17 protein-coding genes are annotated in these 17,970 nt (G+C 72.0%); 11 read left to right on the forward strand and 6 right to left on the reverse strand.

Features of this window, described 5'->3' with window-relative positions:
* The first annotated feature begins 29 nt into the window (after nucleotides 1–29).
* The 3 genes from GA0070617_RS10470 to GA0070617_RS10480 all read left to right on the forward strand — a co-directional run bounded on the left by GA0070617_RS10470 (nucleotide 30) and on the right by GA0070617_RS10480 (nucleotide 3,193).
* Nucleotides 30–1,361, forward strand: a complete 1,332-nt coding sequence (locus tag GA0070617_RS10470; protein ID WP_091446209.1) for a PP2C family protein-serine/threonine phosphatase — start codon at nucleotides 30–32, stop codon at nucleotides 1,359–1,361.
* Between the two features lie 763 nt (nucleotides 1,362–2,124).
* Entirely contained in the window at nucleotides 2,125–3,006 is an 882-nt protein-coding gene (locus tag GA0070617_RS10475) for a helix-turn-helix domain-containing protein (protein ID WP_091435914.1), read from the forward strand.
* Nucleotides 2,999–3,193: a DUF397 domain-containing protein gene (locus tag GA0070617_RS10480; protein ID WP_091435916.1), complete on the forward strand. Its 195-nt coding sequence runs from the start codon at nucleotides 2,999–3,001 to the stop codon at nucleotides 3,191–3,193. Before GA0070617_RS10475 ends, GA0070617_RS10480 begins: the two co-directional genes overlap by 8 nt.
* A gap of 155 nt (nucleotides 3,194–3,348) precedes the next feature.
* On the opposite strand, the gene GA0070617_RS10485 is transcribed toward GA0070617_RS10480, so the two are convergent.
* Nucleotides 3,349–3,702, reverse strand: a complete 354-nt coding sequence (locus GA0070617_RS10485; protein ID WP_091435919.1) for a nuclear transport factor 2 family protein — start codon at nucleotides 3,700–3,702, stop codon at nucleotides 3,349–3,351.
* 158 nt (nucleotides 3,703–3,860) lie between these two features.
* Nucleotides 3,861–4,088 (reverse strand): GntR family transcriptional regulator, encoded by a 228-nt coding sequence (locus GA0070617_RS10490; RefSeq protein ID WP_091435921.1) that lies wholly within the window; start codon nucleotides 4,086–4,088, stop codon nucleotides 3,861–3,863.
* 281 nt (nucleotides 4,089–4,369) lie between these two features.
* On the opposite strand from GA0070617_RS10490, the gene GA0070617_RS30495 reads away from it, so the two are divergent.
* Both GA0070617_RS30495 and GA0070617_RS10500 read left to right on the forward strand, forming a co-directional pair.
* Nucleotides 4,370–4,627: a DivIVA domain-containing protein gene (locus GA0070617_RS30495; RefSeq protein WP_175440488.1), complete on the forward strand. Its 258-nt coding sequence runs from the start codon at nucleotides 4,370–4,372 to the stop codon at nucleotides 4,625–4,627.
* Nucleotides 4,628–4,743: 116 nt separating this feature from the next.
* The gene (locus GA0070617_RS10500) at nucleotides 4,744–5,040 is read left to right on the forward strand and encodes a hypothetical protein (protein WP_175440489.1); all 297 of its coding nucleotides are present in this window, start codon (nucleotides 4,744–4,746) and stop codon (nucleotides 5,038–5,040) included.
* A 13-nt stretch (nucleotides 5,041–5,053) separates the two neighbouring features.
* Here GA0070617_RS10500 and GA0070617_RS10505 read toward each other — a convergent pair whose 3' ends face one another.
* Nucleotides 5,054–5,386 carry a YciI family protein gene (locus GA0070617_RS10505; RefSeq protein WP_091435926.1) on the reverse strand — a complete coding sequence of 111 codons (333 nt, stop codon included), beginning with the start codon at nucleotides 5,384–5,386 and terminating at the stop codon, nucleotides 5,054–5,056.
* Between the two features lie 118 nt (nucleotides 5,387–5,504).
* Here GA0070617_RS10505 and GA0070617_RS10510 point away from each other — a divergent pair, with 118 nt between their 5' ends.
* Nucleotides 5,505–6,068, forward strand: a complete 564-nt coding sequence (locus GA0070617_RS10510; protein WP_091435929.1) for a hypothetical protein — start codon at nucleotides 5,505–5,507, stop codon at nucleotides 6,066–6,068.
* Nucleotides 6,069–6,213: 145 nt separating this feature from the next.
* Here GA0070617_RS10510 and GA0070617_RS10515 read toward each other — a convergent pair whose 3' ends face one another.
* Nucleotides 6,214–7,191 (reverse strand): twin-arginine translocation signal domain-containing protein, encoded by a 978-nt coding sequence (locus GA0070617_RS10515; protein WP_139135633.1) that lies wholly within the window; start codon nucleotides 7,189–7,191, stop codon nucleotides 6,214–6,216.
* Between the two features lie 406 nt (nucleotides 7,192–7,597).
* Between GA0070617_RS10515 and GA0070617_RS10525 the strand changes: the two genes are divergently transcribed.
* Nucleotides 7,598–8,470 carry an LLM class F420-dependent oxidoreductase gene (locus tag GA0070617_RS10525; RefSeq protein WP_229688336.1) on the forward strand — a complete coding sequence of 291 codons (873 nt, stop codon included), beginning with the start codon at nucleotides 7,598–7,600 and terminating at the stop codon, nucleotides 8,468–8,470.
* Nucleotides 8,471–8,525: 55 nt separating this feature from the next.
* Here GA0070617_RS10525 and GA0070617_RS10530 read toward each other — a convergent pair whose 3' ends face one another.
* A complete protein-coding gene (locus GA0070617_RS10530) occupies nucleotides 8,526–11,426 on the reverse strand; it encodes a helix-turn-helix transcriptional regulator (protein ID WP_091435937.1) in 2,901 nt (966 codons plus the stop codon).
* 313 nt (nucleotides 11,427–11,739) lie between these two features.
* Complete coding sequence (locus GA0070617_RS10535) at nucleotides 11,740–13,578, reverse strand: condensation domain-containing protein (protein WP_091435939.1); 1,839 nt, start codon at nucleotides 13,576–13,578, stop codon at nucleotides 11,740–11,742.
* A 352-nt stretch (nucleotides 13,579–13,930) separates the two neighbouring features.
* Here GA0070617_RS10535 and GA0070617_RS10540 point away from each other — a divergent pair, with 352 nt between their 5' ends.
* From GA0070617_RS10540 to GA0070617_RS10555, 4 genes are read left to right on the forward strand one after another with little or no spacing between them, the layout of a single operon-like run.
* Nucleotides 13,931–14,881 carry a 3-oxoacyl-ACP synthase III family protein gene (locus GA0070617_RS10540; protein WP_091435942.1) on the forward strand — a complete coding sequence of 317 codons (951 nt, stop codon included), beginning with the start codon at nucleotides 13,931–13,933 and terminating at the stop codon, nucleotides 14,879–14,881.
* A 20-nt stretch (nucleotides 14,882–14,901) separates the two neighbouring features.
* On the forward strand, nucleotides 14,902–16,398 hold the full coding sequence (locus tag GA0070617_RS10545; RefSeq protein WP_091435944.1) for a preATP grasp domain-containing protein: 1,497 nt from the start codon (nucleotides 14,902–14,904) through the stop codon (nucleotides 16,396–16,398).
* Nucleotides 16,395–17,714: a type III PLP-dependent enzyme domain-containing protein gene (locus GA0070617_RS10550; RefSeq protein ID WP_091435946.1), complete on the forward strand. Its 1,320-nt coding sequence runs from the start codon at nucleotides 16,395–16,397 to the stop codon at nucleotides 17,712–17,714. The genes GA0070617_RS10545 and GA0070617_RS10550 overlap by 4 nt, the downstream gene beginning before the upstream one ends.
* On the forward strand, nucleotides 17,711–17,968 hold the full coding sequence (locus GA0070617_RS10555; protein WP_091435948.1) for an acyl carrier protein: 258 nt from the start codon (nucleotides 17,711–17,713) through the stop codon (nucleotides 17,966–17,968). Before GA0070617_RS10550 ends, GA0070617_RS10555 begins: the two co-directional genes overlap by 4 nt.
* Nucleotides 17,969–17,970 lie beyond the last annotated feature (2 nt).

Below are 17,970 nucleotides of genomic sequence, written 5' to 3' on the forward strand. Positions count from 1 at the left end.
AGGTCAGCAGCGGCGGACAGAATGGGGGCATGGGGACGGGTGCGAGCGGTGTGGCGACGGCGGGCGGACCGGCCCCGCGGGCGCTGCCCGCCCAGATCTTCGACCCGCTGCGGCTGGCCGCGGTGCACCGTACCGGGCTGCTGGACACCGGCGCGGAGGAGCCGTTCGACCGGCTGGCCCAGCTCGCCGCGACGCTGCTGGGCACCCCGTTCGCCTTCGTCACCGTGGTCGACGACCGGCGTTCGTTCTGGAAGAGCTGCATCGGGGTCGACACCACCGACCCGCAGGACCGGCAGAACCCGGTGCAGGAGTCGTTCTGCCAGTACGTCATCGGCACCGACGCGGAGCTGATCGTCGCCGACGCCCGGGTCGACCCGCGTACCCGCGACAACCCGTCGATCGAGCTGATGGGCGTCGTCGCCTGGGCCGGCTGCCCGGTCCGCTCGCCCGACGGGCACGTGCTGGGCACCTTCTGCGTGGTGGACACGGTGCGCCGGGACTGGACCGCCTGCGACGTCGAGGTGCTGCGTACCCTCTCGCACGCCGCGGCGGGGGAGATCGCCCTGCGGGTCGCGGTGGAGGACGCCCAGGCGGCGACCCGCCGGGCCGAGCAGGCCACCGTGCAGGCGGTGACCCTGGCGCACACCCTGCAGGAGAGCCTGCTGCCGACCAGGGTGCCGCAGATCCCCGGCGTCGAGGTCGCCGCCCGCTACCGGCGGGGCGCCGGCGGCGGCGAGGTGCTCGGCGACTTCTACGACGTGTTCCCCTCGACCGGGCGCAGCTGGGCGGCCGTGGTCGGCGACGTCTCCGGCAAGGGCGCGGTAGCCGCGAAGACCACCGCGCTGGCCCGCTACACGCTGCGCGCCGCCGCGGCCCGCAGCGCCGTACCGAGCAGCAACCTGGCCACGCTCAACACCGCGCTGCGCGAGTGGTACGTCACCGACGAGCAGTACCTCACCGCGATCTACGCGACCCTGCGACCCCATCCGGCCGGCTTCGGCGTGCGGGTCAGCTGCGGCGGACACGATCCGGCCCTGGTACGGCGGGCCGACGGCACCGTCACCCCGCTCGGCCGGCACGGCCTGATCCTCGGCTGGCTCGACACCCCGCACCTGTACGACCAGCGCACCCTGCTGCGTCCCGGCGACACTCTGCTGCTCTACACCGACGGGGTCACCGAGGCCCGCCGCCCGGCCGACCGGGAGATGTTCGGCCCGGACCGCCTGCGTGAGGTGCTCGCCGCCACCCGGGCCAGCACCGCCGAGGCGGTGGCGACGGCGGTCGAGGAGGCCGTCCTGACCCACGCCGAGGGACGGTCCACCGACGACACCGCGATCGTCGCCCTGCACGTCCCCGCCTGAGCCCCGCAAGCCCGCCGGGCTGTCGACTTCCGGATACCGCTCGGGGCGGCAAAGCTGAGCCTCCACCCATATCCTGTCGTGTTCCGAGTCGACAATGGACGTGGAGAGTCGTGGATCGGTCGACGGCACCGCCCGGCGTCGACCCGGTGACCCGGCACCGACCAACGCCGACCAACGCCGACCGGGGGAGGGCGCGGGCGCGGGGCGGGGGCGGGGGCGCGGGGCGGGGGCGGGGGCGCGGGGCGCGGGGCATGATCGACACTCGTTCCGGGATAGAGGGCGTTCCCGGGTGGTTGAGGCCCCGATATCCCTGAACGAGGGGCGATCATGCACTCCATCCAGGATGCGAATGGTGCAAGCGGTGTTATATCCGCCACCGCATTCGGCCCGGACGCCGCTGCCGGAGTGCCGCCACGACTTTGATCACGCCGATCCAATCGGTGCAATTATCGAAGCGCTGGCCCTTGGTCAGGTAAAAGCGTGCCGGCGTGCGGATTCGGGCCACTGGCTCAGGTCTGATCATCGGCCCCATGTCCTGCGGCACCTGCGGTCCATCGTGGCTGCCAGGGCACCTCCGACCCTGGTGGAACGCCGCGTGGGAATTGCGCGTTGATGGCCCTTGTCGGGGGTGTCTTGTATGGTCGGAGCTGCAACTCGATTCGCGCGTCCGGGCAGCGGAATTCGGTTCTTCTGGACAACTTTCCTGCGTTTCACCGCGGGCTTTCAGATGTAACAAAACACAACGTGAGAGGGGTGGAGAGGGATGGCCGAGGACTTGGGGTCGACGGTGCCGCGCCGGCAGCTCGGGCGGGCGCTGCGTGAGTTGCGGGTCGAGGCGCGGATGACCCTGGACGGGGTCGCCGAGGCATTGCAGTACAGCCGGCAGAAGGTCTGGCGGATCGAATCCGGTCTCGGCCCGACCCGTCCGCTCGACGTCCGGCTCCTGTGCGAGCTGTTCTCCGCCAACCCCGAGCTGGCCGCCGCCCTGGTCGGCCTGGCTGGCGAGACCAAGGCCCGAGGCTGGTGGCAGTCGTACGGCAGCGCCGTCCCCGAGTGGTTCGAGCTGTACGTCGGCCTGGAGTCCGCCGCGTCTCGGCTACGCGGGTACGACGAGTCGTTGATTCCCGGTCTGCTTCAGACCCGTGCCTACGCGCGAGGGGTTTACCAGAACCGCACCAGTGTCAGCGACGACGAGTTGGATCAGTTCATCCGGGTGAGGCAGCAACGACAGGCGATGCTCAAGCGCCGGCTACCTAGGCCACCTGCACTCCAGTCCGTACTCTCGGAATCGGTCTTGATCCGCTGTGTCGGCAACTCGGCTGTCATGACCGAGCAGCTTGAGCACCTGTTGGAGTTGACGGCGCTGCCTCACGTGTCAATCCGAGTTCTTCCCCTGGCGGCCGGCCCGCAGTACGGTGCGCTGGCCGGAACCTTCATGATGCTGGACTTCCCACCGGGCAAGCGGACCACGCCCGAGCCCTCGGTCGTCTACAGCGAGTCCTTGACAGGTGCCCTCTACCTCGACCGTCCGGAAGAACTGGCCGCATACGAAAAGGTCTGGTCAAGCCTCGATGGACTGGCCCTTGATGAGGAACAATCAGGGCAGCTGATCGACAAGATCATATCGGAGGTCCATTATGGTTGATCTGGCCAACGCCAAGTGGCGTAAGAGCACGCGGAGCGGCGACAACGGCGGAGCCTGTGTCGAAGTCGCCGACAACCTGTCCGGTGTGGTGGCGGTGCGAGACAGCAAGGACCCGGCCGGTCCGGCGCTGACCTTCGCGCCGGATGCCTGGAGTGCCTTCATCCGAGGGGCCAAGCCGGGGGCGTGACCCCTTCGGCGGCCAACCAGGGCGAACCCGTCGAAGCCTGCGGGTGCGCTCTGGTTGCCTCGGCCCGTCGGAAGGTGAACGGGAAGTATTCGTAGACCCGGTAGGCCGGCTGGTCTGGGCGTCCCCAGGCCGGCCCGGCCCAGGCCATGAACTGGCTAGACCGGGACGAAGGTGGCGGCCAGCACCCGCCAGTTGCCGTCCTCACGTACCCAGAGTCGGGTGTAGCGCAGCCGCGCGGACACCGCGGCACCGCCCTGAATGGCATCCACCGCGGCGACCGTGCGGGTCACCCCGGTCTGACCGTCTTCCTGGACGTCGAGCGACTCCTCCACCAGGCTGGTGATGCGCAGTGCACCGGAGCGGTAGCTCGCCAGGTCGTCGTCCTTCGTGAAGACGGTGCCGTCCGGCCCGGCAGCCACGACCTGCGGGTGCAGTAGGGCGTCGAGGGACTCGACATCGGCGGCACGCTGGGCGGCTTGGAGGTGCCGTTCCGCGGTGAACAGATCCATCCGCTGATCCTGCGCACCGCGCCGGAACAAGACAAGCGGGTTCGCTCGCGGCAGAGCGGCGACGTCATTCCGGTAGGGCGTTCACGGCGCAACCAAACCTCGGCAACTTCTGCAGGTTCGCTCTGGTTGCTTCGGTCCGCCCGGAAGGTGAGCCCCGCCTACGCCGGTGGCTCGTCCGCGACGTACACGCCGCTGCCGGCGCGGCCGACGGTCAGGCCACGTTCCCGAGTCAGTTCCAAGGCGCGCTGGATGGTCGACACGCTTACCGAGTAGAGATCGGCCAGCTCCCGCAGCGACGGCAGCTTGGTGCCGGGCTCGTACTCCCGAGCGGTGATCCGGGCGGTGAGGTCGTCCGCGATCTGCCGCGACGACATCGGTATGGGCATGCTGTCTCTCCCTGGCTGGCCTGGCGATTAGATCACGACTCGCCGGACACCTCCTCTCGGTGATTGACCTAGGTCATACAGTGACCTAGATTGACCAATGTCCTTCCACCCTGGCTGGCGTCTGGTGCGGGGACATGCACAGCAACTCCACGCGAAGCTGCGGTTCCCACCCGGGCGCTGCCGCCTACGGCGCAGAACGGAGGCACATGGACGCGAGTGGACCGGGTGACGATGAGACGGGCGGTGACCAACTAGGCGATGACGCAGCCGGTGGAAGTGGCGTGGTCTACCGGTCGAAGCGGAACCTCCTGACCCCCGTGGAGGTGCGGTGGCAACGGTTTCCGTTGACCGGGCTCGGCCGGCGGGGGCTGTCGCCCGAGGCGGTGGCGCGGTTCCTGCGGCGGGTCGAGACCGACCTGGGGGTGCTCTACGGTGAGGTCGTCGATGCCCGGGACCAGGTTCGACGGTACGAGCGCGCGCTCAAGGAGTGGCAGTCGGAGCAGTGGCGGTCCAACCAGCGCCGTTACCGGGACGGGTGACCGATGCCAACCTGTCCGTCCCGGCGCGGGCCGGCGCGACCGGAGTGGGCAGGCGTGGTGCGTCGGCAGCCGCCCGGCCCGCCCGCCGACGGACCCGACCCCGACCGTACGCCGTCGTGAGCGACCTTCCCTCGCCCGGTGACGTGGTCCGGGTGACCCGCAGGGCGTCCGTGCAGTTCCACGAGCCCATCACCTTCCGGGTGATCAAGGTGCTGACCGAGTATCAGACCTACTTCGGCTGGGTGTGGCTGCGGGGCTACCAGCTCGACGACGAGGGTGCCGCCGTGGCCACCCGGGAGATCTTCGTCCGGCCGGCCGAACTGGTACCCGTGCAACGCCGGTCACCACCGCCCACGACCAGGGCCCAACGACACCGGAACATGCCGAGGCCGAGGCCGCGCCCCAAGCCCTGACCCGTTCCGTCCCTCAGCTGGGTGGAAGCGGACATTCGAGGACCGCGATCGAGTTGCCGGTGAACAGCCCCAGGTGCGGATGCCCGGAGAAGATCTGCACCGCCTCGTCGTGCGAGTCCGCCTCCACGATGGTGTAGCCGGTCAGGGCATCGGTGAAGTCCTCGACTCCCTGCGTCGTGACCAGCTTCTTCGCGTTCAGCGGAGCGCCGGGGTCGACAAGAGCCTTCTCGTTGGCCTGCGCCCACGCCGCCCAGGCGTGGATGAACTCGGTCTGCTGCTGTTCGGAGAGTTCGGCCTTGTCGGCCTCGTCGGCCGCACCGTTGAAGAGCGCAAGGAATCTACCCATCCCCGCATGGTAATGGCATCGACACGGGCCGCCACCCGGTGAACACGGTCCCCGACCTGGCCGGCCGCCGTCACCCGCCATCGGGGTACGCGTTGAGGATTGTGGAGGAGGCCTGACGATGCGTTCACGTACCCTGTTCGCGCTCCTGCTCGTGCCGATCGCCGCCGCCGGATCGGCGGTGGCCGGCCCGCGCCACGAGGCGACCGCCGCGCCGCCGGCCGAGGTGGTGTTCTCGGACGAGTTCTGGCTCCACCAGGAACAGCTGGGCCGGGCCGCCGAGACCGTCGAGCCCGTCGCCAGGCGTCAATGGCCCGAGTCGTACGCCGGATTGGAAGTCGACGTGCCCGCCAACGTGCTGGTCGTGCGGCGGGTGCCGGGGAACCCCGGTATCGACCGGGCGTTACGCGCCCTGGTGCCGGTCTCCGTACGTCTCATCGACGCGGTGTACCCCGAACGCCAGGTCGACGCCTGGACCGAGCGGCTGCGCGCGGATCGTGGGTACTGGCAGGAGCAGCGGGGCATAGAGATCATCGAGTCCCGCCCTGATCCGGGGCGCTGCGTCAGTATCGGCCTGGACGACCCGGAGCGCGACGGGCCGGCGTTGATCGCCCACTATCGGCAGACGATGGCGGTGTGCGTGGAGAAGGGCTATCGGGCCGAACTCCTCGCGCTGGACCGCTAGACCGTTGCCCGGCACCTCCGCTGGCACTCCTTGATCGACTCGGTTGGGCAGATGTGGCTGGGTCGGAGGGCGGTGGATACCGCCAGTTCAGCCCAACCGAGTCGATCAACGATGGTTCGCCGCCCGGCGGACGGCGACGGGAGGATCAGAGGTAGATCACCCGACTGCGGCGGTCTGTGGTGACCGCGTCCAAGCCGGGCGCGTCGAGGTCCACGTAGAGCTGGAGCAGTTGCACCACCGGGTCGAGGTTCACCCCCGCCGGGAGCGGGATTTTGATGGTGTCGTTGCTCGGCCCGTTCGGTGAGCCGGAGGAGTCCCACACCGCGCGGACCATGTTGCCGTCCGGTCCGGTCGCCTCGACCTCGGCCCGCAGCGTCTTCGGGGTGCCGGTGGCCTCGATGACCGCGGTGAACGACCCGGCCGCGGGGTCCTTGGTGACCGAGAGCTTGACGCCACCCACCACCTGCACCACCGCCCCGATGGTCAGGCCGCGCACCGCGAAACTCAGCGTACGGGCCAGCGTCCCGGTCGACGCGGTGGAGGTCGGGTTGGGGGCCAGGAAGACCTGGCCGTCGGTGAACAGCTTGAGGTCGGGCTCGCACTTGTACGCGCCGCCCTTCGGCAGCGGCTGGTACACGCTGGTGTTCGACGCCGGCGCCGACTGGGTCAAGGTGTAGGAGAGTCCGACGTCGTCACCGGAGATGTTGTGTGCGTAGAGGGACGGTTCACCGTCGATGTTGATCACCTCGAACTGCACACCACCCAGCTGGTACGGGTCGGAGGTCTCTCCCCGCTGCACCAGCACGAGCATCGGCAGGACGTTCGCCGCCACCGTGGCCACCTGCACCAGGGAGCCCAGCCAGTCGTCGAGCCCGGCGAATCGGGACCGGGCCGGCTGCCCCGGTGCGGGGTCGGGAGCTGCCGCCGCGCTGCCCGGAGCTGCCGCCGCGCTGCCCGGAGCTGCCGCCGCGCTGGCCGGAGCTGCCGCCGTGCTGGCCGGAGCCGCCGACGCGCTGCCCGGTGCGACCAGCCCGACCGTCGCGGCGGCACCGCCGAGCACGGCCGCGCCCCGCATCACGTCCCGGCGGCTCACCGACCGACGACTGTGCTGTTCATCAGGCATCTCCGACCTCCACGTCCGGCTGTGGTGTGCCGTGAGGTCGGGTGTCGCACCCGCCGCCACACCCTGGGTGTGGGTGATGTTACTCTTCGTAAATATCGAAATCTATCCCTGCGGGCTGGACGGTGGAACGATGAGCGCACCGGTGCCGCGTGCCCGCTGAGCCCCGCACCTCCTCCGGCACTCGTTGATCAACTCGGTTGAGCCGATATGGCTGGGTCGAAGGGCGACGGATACCGCCATATCAGCCCAACCGAGTCGATCAACGCGGGTTCGCGCTACGTGGGTTCGCGCTACGCGGGTTCGCGCAATGCGGGTTCGCGCAATGCGGGTTCGCGCAATGCGGGTTCCCCGCCGGGCGGGCGGCGACGACTGCCGATCGGCGCTAGGTTGGGATCCGGAGGTGTCGATGATGAAGCTCGGGCTGCACTACTGGAACTTCGCCACGCCTGCCGAGACGGCGGCGATCGCGCCCACCCTGCTGACCACGGCCACCACTGCCGAACAGGCAGGTGTCGCGTCGTTCACGGTGATGGACCACTACTTCCAGATGGACACCATGGCGCCGGCCGAGGATCCGATGCTGGAGGCGTACACGACTCTGGGTTTCGTCGCGGCCAGGACCGAGCGGATGAACCTGGGCGTGCTGGTCACCGGCGTGATGTACCGCTACCCGGGGCTGCTCGCCAAGATCGTGACCACTCTCGACGTGCTCTCCGGCGGGCGGGCCCGGCTGGGCCTCGGCGCGTCCTGGTACGAGCGGGAACAGCGCGGTCTCGGGGTGCCCGTGGTGCCGATGGCCGAACGGTTCGAGCGGCTGGAGGAGACGCTGCAGATCTGCCGGCAGATGTGGAGCGACGACAACGGGCCGTTCGAGGGCCGGCACTACCGGCTGACCGAGACAATCAACTCGCCGCAGCCGCTGCGCCGGCCGCACCCGCCGATCATGATCGGCGGCGGCGGGGAGAAGAAGACCCTGCTCCTGGTGGCCCGGTACGCCGACGCCTGCAACATCTTCGGCAGCAACCCCGCCGACGTGGCGCACAAGCTGGACGTGCTGCGGGCGCACTGCGCGGCCGAGGGGCGGGACTACGCCGCCATCGAGAAGACCGCGCTGGTGATGCGCCCGGCCCTGGCCGACGTCGACGCCTTCCTCGCCGACGTGGCCGAGTACGCCAAGCTGGGGGTGACCGAGGTGCAGGTCGTTCCGGACCGGCACCCGGTGGAGTTCACCGAGCGGCTCGCCGACCAGGTGCTGCCCAGGCTCGCCGACATCGGCTGAGGCTGACCGCCGGTTGAGGTCGACCGCCGGCCGCCGCCCGCACGCAGGCCGGCGGTCAGTCCTGGCTGGCGCGGTACAGCACCATCCGGACCACGCCCACCCGGTTGGTCACGCCCAGTTTGGCGAAGACCCTGGTCAGGTGCATCTCCACGGTCTTCTCCTTGACGTCCAGCCGGCGGGCGATCTCTCGGTTGGTCAGGCCGTCGCCGACCAGGCCGGCGACCTGCTCCTCGCGGGCGGTCAACGACTGCGGGCCGGAGACCTCCTGCCGGCGTCCACCGTGGCGGGTCCGTGTCGCCAGCCGGACCCGGAGCCGGCCGGTCTCCCGGGCCAGCCGGAGCGCGCCGCACTGCTCGAAGTACTGCTGGGCGCTGCTCAGCTCCCGGAGCGCCGACTCGGTCTGGCCGGTGGCGGCCAGCGCCTGGGCCGCCACCACGGTGGCCCGTCGGGCGTCGACAGCGAGGCCGGCGGCGGCCAGTTCGGTGGCGGCGGTGCTGGCGGCGGTCACCGCGGCGAGCGGGTCCTGGACGGTCAGCGCGTGCGCCCGGGCCAGCCGGGCCAGCGCCGACCGGCCGGGCAGGCCCAGCCGGTCGGCGGCGGTCTGCGCGGCCAGGCCCCAGGAGTCGGCGAGGTCGACCCGGCCGGCCTCCAACGCGGCCCGCGCCTGGTGTTCCAGCAGGGTGATCCGGGACCACGGGTCGGCCGTCGGCAGGTCGGCCGGCCCGGTGAGGTTGCCGCGGTCGTCGGGGTCGTCGCCGCTGGCCCGCACCTCGGCGTGCATCACCCGGCAGACGATGCCGAACCAGCCGATCGCGGACAGGTCGGCCGTCGACCGGGGTGCCGGCCGCTGCTCGACGACCTCGCCGGTCCAGACCGCCACCCAGGACCGCAGGGTCTCGGCGAAGACCCGCAGGGCGGTGTCGCCCGAGGCGGTCGCCAGCTCGACGGCCTCCGTGGCGGTCGCGCCCGCCTCCGCCAGTCGGCCGAGCCCGCGCAGGGCCACCACCTGTGCGCCGAGCAGCCAGGTGAGCTGGGCGTGTCGCCCGGAGCCGTGGCCGGCCCGCAGCGCCCGGGTCACGTGCCGCAGGGCGTCCCACGGCCGTTCCATCACCAGCTCGCTCCAGCCCACCCAGACGCTGGCCTCCAACCGCGCCGCCACCTCCTGGTCGAGTAGCCCGTCCAGCAGCCCGGCGGCGACCGTCAGGTGCGTGGTGGCCGCCGTGACGTCGGCACCGAGGCAGTACGCCAGGGCCTGCAACCCACTGGCGGCGGCCGCCATCGGGCGGGCGTCGGACTGCGGTGCCGCCAGCGCGCGGGCGGCACCGGCTCCGGCGCGGGCCTCGGCCAGGGCGCCGTCGAGCAGGTCGTGGCCGGCCAGCTCGATCAAGAGTGCGGCCCGGTAGCCCTGCTGCGGCGCGGCCGGGCCGTCGAGCTCCCGGCGGAGCATGGCCCGGCCCTGTGCCCGGTGACCGAGCTGGCGTTCCAGCCGGGCGCAGACCGCGACGGCGGCCAACCGTCCGGGGGTCATCCGGGAACCGGCGAGCAACGCCTCCTGCAGGGTGTCGCGGGCGGCGTCCGGGTGCCCCGCCGCGTCCAGCGCCAGACCGAGCGCGAAGCGCAGTTCGGCCCGGGGGTCGTGGGTGTCCGGCCGGTCCGGTACCAGCCGACAGGCGGCCTGCAGCCAGCCGACCGCCGCCTCCGGGCAACGGTCCCGGACGGCCGCCGCCGCGTCCGCGAGGATCTCGGCGGCGTGCAGATCACCGGGGACGGCCACCCGTACCAGGTGCGGGGCGAGCAACTCGGCCGGGGCGTGGCGGCGACGCAGCACCTGGGCGGCGCGGGCGTGCGCGCCGAGCCGCCAGCCCGGCTCGGTGCTCTGGTAGACCGCGTGGCGCAGCACCTGGTGCCGGAACACGAACTCACCGGTGCCCGCGGTCGGGCGGACGATGTCGTACCGGGACAGCTCGTCGAAGACCGGGTAGCGACTGCGGTAGGCGAGGTCGGCGACGAACGCCACCGGATTGGGTTCGAAGCAGCCGCCGAGGACCGCGGCGGCCTGGGCGGCGAGCCGGGCCGGCGGGGAGAGCGCGTCCAGCTCGGCCAGCAGCGGCGCGAGCACGGCGGCGGGCAGCGGGTCCAACTCGACCCCGTCCATCCCGGCCGGTCCCGGGCGGGCGCTGGCGGTCAACGCCCGCAGGTAGAGCGGATTGCCGGTGCCGGCGGCCAGCAGCGCACGCCGCCACCGGGGCGGGCCGGAAGTCGGTACGAACTCGGCGCTGGCGACGGGGGCGAGCGGCCCCAGCGGCAGCCGGATCAGCCCCGACGCCTCACGTAGCGCGCTGCTCAGCGCCAGCGGCGCCTGGCGGCCCCGGTAGGCGAAGGCCAGCAGCAGGGCGGCCCGGGGCGGCCGGCCGACCAGGTGCCGGAGCATGGTGACCAGCGTCGGGTCGGCCCGGTGCAGGTCGTCCAGGACCACCACCAGCCCCTGCGGGGTGGCCAGCGCGGTGAGCAGCGCCCGGACGGCGGTGACCTGTCGCCGTACGGTCAGCTCGTCCGGCCCACCGAACTCGGCCGGGCCGGTGCCCTGGTGTGCCGGCACCCGGAGCAGGGTGGCCAGGTGGGCCCGGTGCTCGCGGCGCATCCCGGTGCCCGCCGGGGCAGCGGCGGTCTCGATGTGGTCGGCGAAGGCCCGGGCCAGCGCGGCCAGCCCGCCGGTCGCCACGACCGTGACCGTGGCCATGCCCCGCCGCCGGGCCACCGCGGTCAGTTCGGTGAGCAGACGGCTCTTGCCGATGCCCGGGTCGCCGGTGACCTCCACGAGTTGCCCGGTGCCGGCGACCGCCAGGTCCATCGCCCCGACCAGCGTCGCGTACTCCGCGTCCCGCCCGACCAGGCCCCGCTCCGGTCGGCGTCCGGTGACCGTCCGGGGGGTTGTCGCCTGCAACGTGTCGAGCATTCAGTCCTCCTCGGCGGTGGCCGTCGGGCCGACCGATCGGGTGGCGCGTCGCGTCGGTGGTCCGACCGCGGTGGTCCGATCGTCGGCGAGGTCGGCCAGAAAGGGTTCGGCAACCGGCACGCATTGCCCATTGCCAATTCTTTCCAAAAAGGGGTCCATGGGGGTTCTCTTGTGGCGAGAAGATTCGCGCATTCGGCAAGATGTTAGCGTCCGCCATGAATTGCCGGCAAGGGTCGTCCCGGCCGGGATTTACCTCCCCGAAATGCTGGCCGGTTCGGTTGGCCATTGCGCAGCAAATGGTCCGAATGGCGGACTACCGGGTGCCGTCGGGCACCTGCGCCGACGGGGTTCCCCGCCCGTCGCCGGCCGCCACCACCGGGCGGCCCTGCCAGGCGGCCAGGTCGTCGGAGTCGTCCGGGGAGTCCGCGCAGAGCACGTAGTACCCCGGGGTCACCGTCATGAAGTGCCGTTCCACGGCGGCCAGGCAGGCCGCGTGCGCCTGCTCGGGAGTGTCCAGTCCGGTGCCGGCGATCGCGTACGCGACCAGACTGGCCCCGCCGTCGGCGGCGGGCAGGGCGAACACCCGTCCGTGGTGCGCGCCGAGCGCCTCGGCGACGAGCTGCTGCGCCTGCGGCCACTCCACCCAGGACGGCCCGACCCGCAGCCACTCCGGCCCGCGCCGCAACGGGGTGACCGCGGCCATCGTGTCGGTGCTGGCCAGGTCGACGTCACCGGCGGCGGCGGCCACCACCAGCGCCTCCATCGCCCGCAGGAGCGTGGCCAACTCGCCGGCGGGTACCCGGAGGGTGTCGTCGGTGGTCAGCCCGAGCACCGGCAGACCGCCGATCTCGATCACCCGCAGCATGAGCATCACCCGGAAGCTCGGCGGCACCCACCAGCGCAGCCGGCTGTGCGGCACCGCCGCCACGGCGTCCCGGGCGTCGCCGCCGACGGTGCCGCCACCGCCGAGCCCCATGATGTTGACCGCGCAGTCGCGCTGGAAGAAGCTGCCCCGGGCCCGGCCGGCCGCCCGCTGCGTCTCGACCAGCTCGTCCTGGCGGAACATGCCGTGCCGGTTGGCGATCAGGCTCGCCGCCCCGGCCCGGCGGATCAGCTCGTCGAAGCTGGTCGTGCCGGCGTCCACCGCGACCAGGCTGTCCTGGGCCAGGGTGCCCACGTAGTCGTGCAGGTGGGCGCCGATCCGGTTGTTGACCACGGAGGCGAAGACCAGCTCCCGGTTGCCGGTCCGTCGGGCCACCAGCGCGCAGTACGCGGCCAGCAGCACCATCGGCCGGCTGGTGCCGGTCCGCGCGGCGACCAGGGGCAGGGCCAGGGCGATCGCCGGGGACTCCAGGAACCCGCTCAGCGGGCCGCCGCCGTCGTCGGCGACCACCGGGGCCGCGTACAGGCACTGGGGCAGGTCGACCAGGTGCCGCCGCCAGTAGCCCAGGGTGGCGGTGAGTCGGGCCCGGCCCTGCGGCGTCCGCTCCCGTAGTGCCTGGTCCAGCGGTTGGTGGCCGCGTGGGCCGACGGTACGGCTGGCCGGGTCACGGACCAGCCGGGCGAACTGTTCGCCGAGGCGGACCAGGCTGCCGCAGTCGGCGGCCAGGTGGGTGCAGGCGATGACGGCGATGATCGGCCGGCCGTCCCGCACGGCCACGCCCACCCGTACCGGCAGCTGTTCGTCGACGCGGAACGGCGCCTCCTGCAACCGGTCGGTGAGCACCTGGGTGATGGCGGTGAGCCGGTCGCTCTCCGCCCGGCCGTCCCCGTCGGCCGGGTCTGCGGTACCGGCCGGGGCGGTGGCCGCCGGCGCGGTGCCGGTGCCGGCCGGGTCGACGGCGTAGACGTCCACGCGTAGCTCGCCGGAGTCGACCACCTGCTGGGTCGGCTCGCCACTGTCGTCCGTACCGTCGGGATGGAACAGGGTCCGCAGCGACTCGTGCCGGGCCAGCAGCACCGCCATCGACTCGGTGACGTCGTCCAGGGTGGTGCCGGCGGGCAGGTCGAGGACCCATTCCACGGAGGTGAACAGGCTTCCGTTGCCCAGCCACTGCAGGGTGTTGAGCTGGCCGACGGTCAGCGGACCCCGGCCCGCCCGTTCCCCCTTGAAGGCAACCACCAGCTGATCGACCAGGGTCAGCTCGAACATCGGACCTCCCGGACCCACGCGGTACGCCCCGAGGACGTCCGTGGCTGGCAATACGTGTCAGCGCGGAGCCTAGGGGCCGAGCCGGTACGGCGAACCGGGGGAAACCCTGCCCCGGCAGCCGCCGTGGAGCTTTGCCATGAATTTGCCCATTTGAATGGTGGAGTTGTCCGTCCGGATCGACTCCGACGGTCGGCGTGCACCGATTTCGTCGTATTGGAACCGGCCCTGTCGTCGGCAGGCAGGGGTTTCCCTACTGCCGCCGGAGCAGCCGTTTTCCGTAGCGTCGGCCGGGCCAGGAACGAGCAGCGCCAATGCCTGCCCGTCCGCCGAGGGGAAAAGGGGACAGGCTGCCATGGAGTCCGCTGCGGCGACCACGGTGCAGGCCGTGCAGACGTACGCCCCCGAGCGGTCGGTCACCGTCGAGGAGGTCGCCGGCGGGCTCGGCCTCAACCGGCACCAGACCCGGCTGTTCCGGCGGGTGCACGGCCAGCGGCTGCTGCGCGAGGATCCGGAGCTGCCGCTGCTGGACCTGATCACCCCCGCCGCGCGGGCCGTGCTGCGCGACGTCGACGACCCGGACCGCATCCGGTACCTGATCTTCGCGCACACCATCCAGAGCGTGGCGCCGTCCTACCTGGACGTGGCGATGCTGGCCGCCCGGGAGCTCGGGTTGCGTCGGGCCGCCGCCTTCGCCCTCACCCAGCAGAACTGCGCCACCGGGCTGGCCGCCGTCGACGTGGCCGGGGAACTGCTGCGCGCCGACGACGAGCCGGGGGCGCTGGCGCTGGTGCTCACCGGGGAGAAGACCTTCTCCCGCATCGCCCAACTGGTGGAGAACACCAGCATCATGGGGGAGGCCGCCGCCGCCTGCCTGGTCGGCCTGGCCGGTGCCGGCCTGCGGGTCCGCTCGTACGTGGTGCGTACCTACGGCCAGCACGCCGACATCTTCCGGCCCAGTCCCGCCTCGCGCACCGAGTTCAGCGACACCTACGTCCCGCGGCTGGTCGAGGTGATCCACGAGTGCCTGGCCGAGGCCGGCGTCGCGATGGCAGACATCGAACTGATCGTGCCGCACAACGTGAACGTCTCGTCGTGGCTGCGTGCCCTGCCCGACCTCGGCATCGACCGCAAACAGGTCTACCTGGACAACGTCGAACGGTACGGGCACTGCTTCTGCTCCGACCCGTTCGTCAACCTGGCCACCCTGCGCGCCGAACAACGCCTGATCCCCGGCGGGCGGTACCTGCTGACCTCGGTCGGCCTCGGTGCCACCTACGCGGCCATGGTCGTCGAAAACAGCTGACACCCGCAACGGAGTCCCCGATGAGTCGCTACCTGCACGCCCTCAAACTGGCCCTCACCGGCGACGGCCGGACCCCCCTGGTCTTCCTCTGCAACTTCGAGGTGGAGGAGCAGTGGGCCGCCCACCACGTCGGGCTGCCGGCGCTCACCGGTCGCGCCCCGGCCCCGGTGGTGACCCGGATGGACGAACTGGGGGTGCTGCTCGCCGGGCCGGCCGACACCGTCCTGCTGCACCGGCCGATGGACCCGGAGTACCGGGCGTACCTGGAGGAGACCGGCTTCGAGCTGCCGACGGTGCGCACCCCCGCCCAGGTCGCCGCCGACCGGTCGACCACCGAGGCGCTGTTGGACTCGCCGGCCGACCTGCGGCACCTGGCCCGGCTGGGCCAGGACGGCGCCCGGCTGCTGCCGATGGGGGTGTCGGTGGCCGAACAGAAGCTCGCCGAGGTGGCCGGGCTGCCGCTCGCGGTGGGAGACGCGGCGGTCTTCGAGGCGGTCAACAGCAAGATCTACAGTCGGCGGATCGCCGCCGAGCTGGGCCTGCGTCCGGTGCCCGGCACCTGCGTGGAGTCCGTCGGCGAGCTGGCCGGGGCGCTGTCGGCGTACCGGGGGGACCTGCCGACCGACGGTGGGACCGGTGGCGCGCTGGTGGTCAAGGACGCCTACGGTGTCTCCGGCAAGGGGCTGGTGGTGCTGGACAGCGCGGCCAAGGCCGACCGGCTGCTGACCATGGTGACCCGGCGGGCCCGCCGCACCGGCGACGACCGGCTGGCCGTCGTGGTGGAGCGGTGGCTGCCCCGCGCGGCCGACCTCAACTACCAGCTCACCATCGGCCGTACCGGCGGGGTCAGCCTCGACTTCGTCAAGCGGGCGCACACCCGCGGCGGCGTCCACCAGGGGCACACCTTCCCGGCCGACCTGGGCCCCGCCCACCTGGCCGAGGTGGAGCAGGCCGCGCAGGCGGTCGGCCGACGGCTCTTCGCCGACGGGTTCACCGGGGTGGCCGGCGTCGACGCGATCATCGACACCGACGGGGTGCTGTACCCGGTGTTGGAGATCAACGCCCGGCTCAACATGTCGACGTACCAGGGCGGGGTGGCCGAGCGGTACGCCACGGCGGGTCAGGTCGTGCTGGCCCGGCACTACCCGTTGCGGCTGGCCGCTCCGCTGCCGTTCGCGGCCGTCCGCGCCGCCCTCGGCCCACTGCTCGGCCCCGCACCCGCCGCGGCCACCGGACCGGACGCGGCCACCGCACCGGGCGGTGCCGCCGCACCGGGCGGTGCCACCGCAGCGTCGGCACCGGGCGGTGCCACCGCGTCGGGCGGTGCCGACGTGCCGTCCGGGCGGGTGGTGGTGACCTGCTTCGCCACGGTCAACGCCGAGGCCGACCACGTCCGGCCCCCGTTCGACGGGCGGCTGCACCTGATGCTCTTCGCCGCCGACGCGCCGCGGCTGGCCGACCTCGACGCCGCCGTCACGGCCGCCCTGGCCCCGCTCAACCACCAGGAGAATCGATGACCCCCGAACCCCACCTCGGCGGCGTACCGGTCGAGGAGATCGCCCACCGCTTCGGCACCCCGACGTACGTCTACGACGGCGGATCGCTGCGGGAGGCGTACACCGAACTGCGGGCCGGCCTGCACCCGGCGGTGGACCTGTTCTACTCGCTGAAGGCCAACCCGAACGTCAGCGTCACCGCGCTGCTGCGCGCGATGGGTGCCGGCATGGAGGTCTCCTCGCTGGCGGAGCTGGCCACCGCCCGGTGGGCCGGCGCCCGGCCTGAGGAGATCATCATGCTCGGGCCGGGCAAGTCCGCCGAGGAGCTGCGCCTCGCCGTCGAGCTGGGCATCCGGGCCGTGGTCTGCGAGTCGCTGGACGAGGTCGCGGCGGTCGACGCGCTCAGCCGCCCCGGCCGCACCCGGGTGCTGCTGCGGGTCAACCCGGACTTCACCACCAAGGGCTCCCGACTGGCCATGGGCGGCAAACCCCGCCAATTCGGCACCGACCAGGAGACCCTGCGCACCGCCGGTACGGTGCTGCGCGGGCTGCGGCACGTGGAGCTGGCCGGCATCCACGTCTACATGGGCACCCGGATCCTCGACGCCGCCGACATCGTCCACAACACCCGGGGCGCGCTGGCCGCCGCGACCGAGTTGGCCACCGCCATCGGCTTCCCGCTGCGGGAGGTCGACGTCGGCGGCGGCCTCGGGGTGGCCTACTTCGACCAGGAGACCGACCTCGACCTGGCCGAGCTGCTGACCGGGGTCAACGCGGCGGTGACCGACTTCCGTGCCGCGCACCCCGACTGCCGGATCATCATGGAACTGGGCCGGTACCTGACCGCCCGCAGCGGCACCTACCTGGTGCGGGCCCGGTCGGTGAAACAGTCCCGTGGGCAGCAGTTCGTGATCACCGACGGTGGGATGAACCACCACATGGCCGCCATCGGCGTCGGCAGCTTCGTCAAACGGAACTTCCCGATCCGGTCCCTGAGCCACCCCGACGCCCCGGCCACCGAGCGGTACACCCTCACCGGACCGCTCTGCACCCCGGAGGACGTGCTCGGGCGCAACGTCGCGCTGCCGCCGGTCGCCCCGGGTGACCTGATCGGCGTGGAACGCTCCGGCGCGTACGGCCCGACCGCCTCGCCGGTGCTCTTCCTCAGCCACGGCTACCCGGCCGAGGTGCTCGTCCTCGACGGCGAGGCGCACCTGGTCCGCCACCGCGACACCGTCGCCGACCTGCTCGGCAGGCAACAGCTCGTGCCCCCGCTCGACCCCGACCGTCTCGACCCCGACCAGCTCTGGGCCACCCCGGAAAGGACCGCACCGTGAACCGTGCCGAACTCGTCACCGCCATCTCCGGCTGCCTGCAGGACGTGCTGCAGCGCCCCCTGCCCGACCTCGACGAGCAGACCCGGCTCTTCGAGGACCTGCACCTGGACTCCACCACCATCCTCGAACTGCTGATGGCCGTGGAGGAGGCCGTCGACGTCGAGTTCGACATGGAGGCGCTGAAGATGGACGACTTCCGCACCCTCGGCACCCTCACCGACTCGGTGGAGCAGGTCAGTGAGGTACCGGTCTGAGC

It is taken from the genome of Micromonospora yangpuensis (assembly GCF_900091615.1).
In the GTDB taxonomy this organism is placed as follows: Bacteria; Actinomycetota; Actinomycetes; order Mycobacteriales; family Micromonosporaceae; genus Micromonospora; species Micromonospora yangpuensis.